This is a genomic window from Peptoniphilus indolicus ATCC 29427 (genome assembly GCF_000227315.1).
Taxonomy (GTDB): Bacteria; Bacillota; Clostridia; order Tissierellales; family Peptoniphilaceae; genus Peptoniphilus; species Peptoniphilus indolicus.
The window spans coordinates 407,331-412,258 of record NZ_JH165061.1 but is presented as its reverse complement, the minus strand read 5'-3'; the positions used below and the strand labels follow the sequence as shown (position 1 = coordinate 412,258).

At 32.6% G+C, this 4,928-nt stretch carries 5 protein-coding genes and 1 tRNA gene; 2 read left to right on the top strand and 4 right to left on the bottom strand.

Annotation, left to right across the window (positions count from 1 at the left end; genetic code table 11):
* From HMPREF9129_RS01890 to HMPREF9129_RS01875, 4 genes are all read right to left on the bottom strand, one after another.
* The coding region (locus HMPREF9129_RS01890) for a GNAT family N-acetyltransferase (protein WP_004819739.1) at positions 1–396 on the bottom strand (396 nt) is incomplete at its 3' end.
* Positions 393–1,670 carry a ClC family H(+)/Cl(-) exchange transporter gene (locus HMPREF9129_RS01885; RefSeq protein WP_004819738.1) on the bottom strand — a complete coding sequence of 426 codons (1,278 nt, stop codon included), beginning with the start codon at positions 1,668–1,670 and terminating at the stop codon, positions 393–395. The genes HMPREF9129_RS01885 and HMPREF9129_RS01890, both read right to left, overlap by 4 nt.
* Positions 1,657–3,027: an MATE family efflux transporter gene (locus HMPREF9129_RS01880; RefSeq protein WP_004819736.1), complete on the bottom strand. Its 1,371-nt coding sequence runs from the start codon at positions 3,025–3,027 to the stop codon at positions 1,657–1,659. The genes HMPREF9129_RS01885 and HMPREF9129_RS01880 overlap by 14 nt, the downstream gene beginning before the upstream one ends.
* Before the next feature lie 173 nt (positions 3,028–3,200).
* Positions 3,201–3,276: transfer RNA gene (locus tag HMPREF9129_RS01875), tRNA-Thr, on the bottom strand.
* A gap of 131 nt (positions 3,277–3,407) precedes the next feature.
* Here HMPREF9129_RS01875 and HMPREF9129_RS01870 point away from each other — a divergent pair.
* On the top strand, positions 3,408–4,700 hold the full coding sequence (locus tag HMPREF9129_RS01870) for a DUF1576 domain-containing protein (RefSeq protein ID WP_004819734.1): 1,293 nt from the start codon (positions 3,408–3,410) through the stop codon (positions 4,698–4,700).
* The coding region (locus HMPREF9129_RS11630; protein WP_004819733.1) for a hypothetical protein at positions 4,672–4,928 on the top strand (257 nt) is incomplete at its 3' end. The genes HMPREF9129_RS01870 and HMPREF9129_RS11630, both read left to right, overlap by 29 nt.

The window sequence follows — 4,928 nt, the reverse complement described above, 5'->3', positions numbered from 1 at the left end:
ATACGCTCTTTTGTTGTATTTTGCAACATCTAAATAGATTTTATTATATCCTAATTCAATAAAATAAAATTTAAGCATTTCCATTAAAGTTTCATACCCAAATCCCTTGTTTATATAATTTGGGTCTAATACAATTCCAAGCTCTGCTGTTTTTAAAATTGGTTTTTGATTTTTAAAAGAGATATACCCTATTGCTATTTCCTTTAAAAATATAGTATAGTATGTCGACATTGCTACATTTGTCTTCCACTCATACCAATTTTTTACATTTTCTTCTGTTTGCTCTGAAAAATTGTAATCATCATACATTTTAGATTTGTGCTTACCCCAATTTCTAAATTGACCTACATCTTCCAATTGCATTTCTTTAAAACTCAAATGCTCACTTTTTATCATAATTTACTCACAATTCTAACATAAAGACTGTCATATATTGGTGGACAGTTTAACATTTCAGCTGTAACTAATGCCACTATACTGACCACTGCAAGCATAAGCATTACCGAAAAATTCCCTGTCATCTCCAACACCAATATTATAGCTAGTATCGGCGCTCTTACCACTGCTGATAAGATTCCCACCATTCCTAGTATTATAAAGTTAATTAAGTATATATTAAAAATATTTTGGTCGAGTAATTGGTAGATACAAGAGCCTACTATTGCTCCAAGAACAAGCACCGGTAAAAAGATACCTCCTTGAGCTCCACTTCCATAAGCTACCACTGTATACACCATTTTTAATATCAAAAATGCTATTAAAATCTTTATTCCATATTGACCTTTGGCAAAATTCTCAACTAGTCCGTGTCCGCCTCCAGTAACCGGGAAGAATAAAATTCCCATAAACATTCCAATAACTACTAAGATTTGCATCTTAGTTTCCATTGAAATCTTCGCCCTATTCCAAATGTCTTGACTTTTTAAAATTCCTCTATTAAATAGCATACCTATAATGCCCGTTGCTATTCCTATAATCACTGCCACCCAAATATATTTTAATGGTAAAATTTCATCTACTCTGAATGAAAATGATCTTTCATGTCCCATAAGTAAATATGAAACTGAATTAGCAACCGTTGTAGCTGCAATAGTTGGCACTAATATTCTGTGAGAAACTTCTTTGTGTAATTCTTCTACACAAAACATAACACCTGCTATTGGTGCATTAAATGCTGCTGATAATCCTGCGGCTGCTCCTGCTGAAATCAACATCTTCACATCTTCGGCTTTTAATTTAAAGAGCTTTCCACACAGTTTACCTACCATGCCACCTGTCTGAATTGAAGGGCCTTCTCTACCAAGTGAAAGTCCCACGATATTTAACAAACTTCCACCTGCAAGCTTTGAAACTATTACTCTTTCAGCTCTCATTTCAATTTGACCTTCTAATTCAGCTTTTATTTGTGGAATCCCTGAACCGCCTGAAAAGGGAGCCCATTTCAAGAGCTTTGCTGCTAAAGTTCCTATTGCAATAAATATCAATACTATAAACAATAAATACAAAGGCTCTAATCCATAGACATATTTTCTAAGGTCATCTGTAAAATGAATTAAATATCTGTAAAAAACAGATATTATACCCGCCAAAGCTCCAACTAAAATTCCAAAACACAAAGGCTTTATTACTTCACTCTCATTAAATTTTTTTAAAACTCTACTCCGATACATTACTTAAAGCACCACTTTTCCAATTCCCAAACTTATAATAAATAGCCATCATTACAAAAGATATAATCCATGTAAGTGGATATGATACATAAATCACTTCAATTTGATATCTAAAGCTCATTACTGAATATAGGAAAATCAATCTGATTACACACATTGAAATTATAGAGATATACATCGGCACAATTGCACTTCCTGAACCTCTTATAAATCCACTTAATACTTGACTACTTCCCAAGAAAACATAAGCCCAAATCAAATATCTCATAAAGTCTACACCATATTTTACAACTCCCGGGTCACTGTTAAACATAGATATTAAAGGAACTGCAAAAGTATAACCCAAAACTCCTAACACAAATGAAATCCCAAGAACCATGTAAAGAGAAATCTTAACCCCCTCTTTTATCCTGTCAATTTTTCCTGCTCCAAAATTTTGACCTGAAAAAGTTGTCGCTGCAAGAGCTATTGCGTCAAGAGATAGAAATATAAAACCATCTACTCTACCCTCCGCTGCAGCACCGGCTATAGCATCCGGTCCAAATTTATTTATCATACCTTGAATCATAACATTAGAAAATGATATTACGGCTGAAGCTATTCCCGTTGGAATACCTATTTTAAATATTATTCCAAGGGAACCTCTGTAAAATTTTATATCTTTTAAATCTAATCTGAAAACTCTGTCCGATTTTACAAGGTTGTAAGTTACAAGCACTGCTGATACAACTTCAGAAGAAACTGTTGCTATACCTGCTCCAACTACGGACATCTTAAATAAAGCTATAAAAATTATATCTAAAACGACATTTACTAAAGCTGATATAACCAAAAAATTAAATGGTCTTCTTGAGTCGCCAACACTTCTTAAAATTGCCGCACCCATGTTGTATACCAAAAGTGGCACCATACCAATGAAGAATATTCTCATATATAACACTGAATCATGCATAATTTCCTGCGGTGTGCTCATCATATTCAAAATCATAGGAGCAAAGACACAACCTATTACAGAAAGTAATATACCTCCTGCAATTGCTATTGCATAGGAAGTATGTATTGCCGAGCGCAAATTTTTTCTATCCATTGAACCATAAAATTGACTTACTACAACTGAAGCTCCTGTTGTGAGTCCAACAAACAATCCAATCAATAAATTGGCTATTGGTGCTGTTGCTCCTACTGCCGCCATTGGATTTTTTCCTGCAAATTGTCCAACTATCATAAGGTCTGCAGTATTATAAAGCTGTTGTAGAAAATTAGACAGTAGTAAAGGTATTGCAAAGTATATTATTCCTGAAACTATTGAACCTTCCGTTAAATTTATATTTCTCTTTTCATTAAGTCTTAATCTCATAAATTACCTTCTTATTTTCATTATACCATATGCTAAAATAGCAAAAATCTACAATAAAAAACTTCCCTATATTACATTATATTTGAAGTTGTTTTTCATACCAAGAGTAAATTGAAATTTAAATTGAATATATAATTAAGATTTATCCAATTTCTTACATAACATCAAATTTTTGGAGCTGATAGGGGGATTTGAACCCCCGACCTATTGATTACGAATCAATTGCTCTACCAACTGAGCCATATCAGCTAATTACATTTATTATTTATATTGTACTCTTACAAAATGTTTTTTTAAAGTTTTGTAATCAGTTTATCTAAATAAACTGTTGAACTTGTTTTTTTCTTAAAATATAATTATTGGTAGAAAGGAAGTGAGCTATGCATTTTAGAGATAAAAACTCAGCCCAGATTTATAAACTATTATATTTTTTAGCATCTGTACTATTTTTTTCATCATTTATTTTTAATACACCATTTGAAGTTTTGAATGGATTTTTCAAAATATTAGTTACTCCATCAAATCTTTTAACTGATTACATGGCAGTTGGAGGAATTGGTGCAGCATTTTTTAACGCTTCTACCATAATGTTTGTATCTGTTTCAATTACAAAATCACTTAAAAATGATATAAATGGCTCTGAAGTTGCCGCAATAATATTGGTTACAGGATTTGCCTTCTTCGGAAAAAATATTTACAATTCCATTCCAATAACATTGGGAGTTTTTCTATATGCAAAACTTGAAGGTTCAGATTTAAAATCTGTTATCTTACCCGCACTTTTTGGTACAGCTTTAGGACCTATTGTGAGTGAGATTACTTTTGCATTTGGATATTCATTTTTAAAAGGATTTTTAATCAGTTATGCTGTGGGGATTTTAATAGGACTTATAATAACTCCTGTGGCGGCGGCTTGTCTTCGTTTCCATCAAGGTTATAACTTGTATAACTCCGGCTTTACTGCCGGCATTATTGGAATGATAGTCGTTGGTGGGCTCAGGATGTTTGATTTAGAAATTGAAACAGTGAATGTTGTGTATTTAGAAAATGATTTTAGAATAAGAATATTATTGTACTCAATATTTATAGCAATGATTTTATATGGTTTTGTTAAAAATAAGATGAGCTTCAAAGGTTTTTCAAACATCTTGAAAAACTCCGGCCGTCTTCCAAGTGATTTCATATCTCTAAATGGACTGTATCCGACTATTATTAATATGGGAATTATGGGACTTATATCCACTAATTATGTTATATTAATTGGTGGTAAATTCAACGGCCCTATAATCGGTGGAATACTTTCTGTAACTGCCTTTGGCGCATTCGGTAAACACCCTAAAAATTCTATTCCAATCTTAGTCGGCGTATATTTAGCTTCGCTATTAAACATCTATGATATAACAGCTACATCAAGTATATTGGCAGGGTTATTCGGCACGACTCTTGCTCCTATCACTGGAGAATTTGGTTTCTTCCCAGGAATCATTTCAGGATTTCTACACATGGCGCTTGTATTTAACATAGGTGCTGTTCATGGAGGAATAAATCTATACAACAATGGATTTTCAGGTGGTTTTGTAGCTGCAATGTTGGTGCCAATTTTGAAAGAATATAAAAAAATAATGCTTAATTTAAGGAGACATTATGATAGAAGACCAAAAACACAAATCTAAACTTATAAGTTCCGGACTTTTAGAATATTACTTTCACATCGGAGGAAATAATATTCATCTTGATATAAAATTTGTAGATAATAAATTAATTTTTAACTGTTCAGGTGAAGTTCCCAAAGAACCCGATGACCTTGAACACATAAACGAACTCATAAATCTTCCAAGATATGATGATGTTGAGTTATACTATGCTGAATTGTTGGACCTTTCCGATGGCGATAGTTCTAT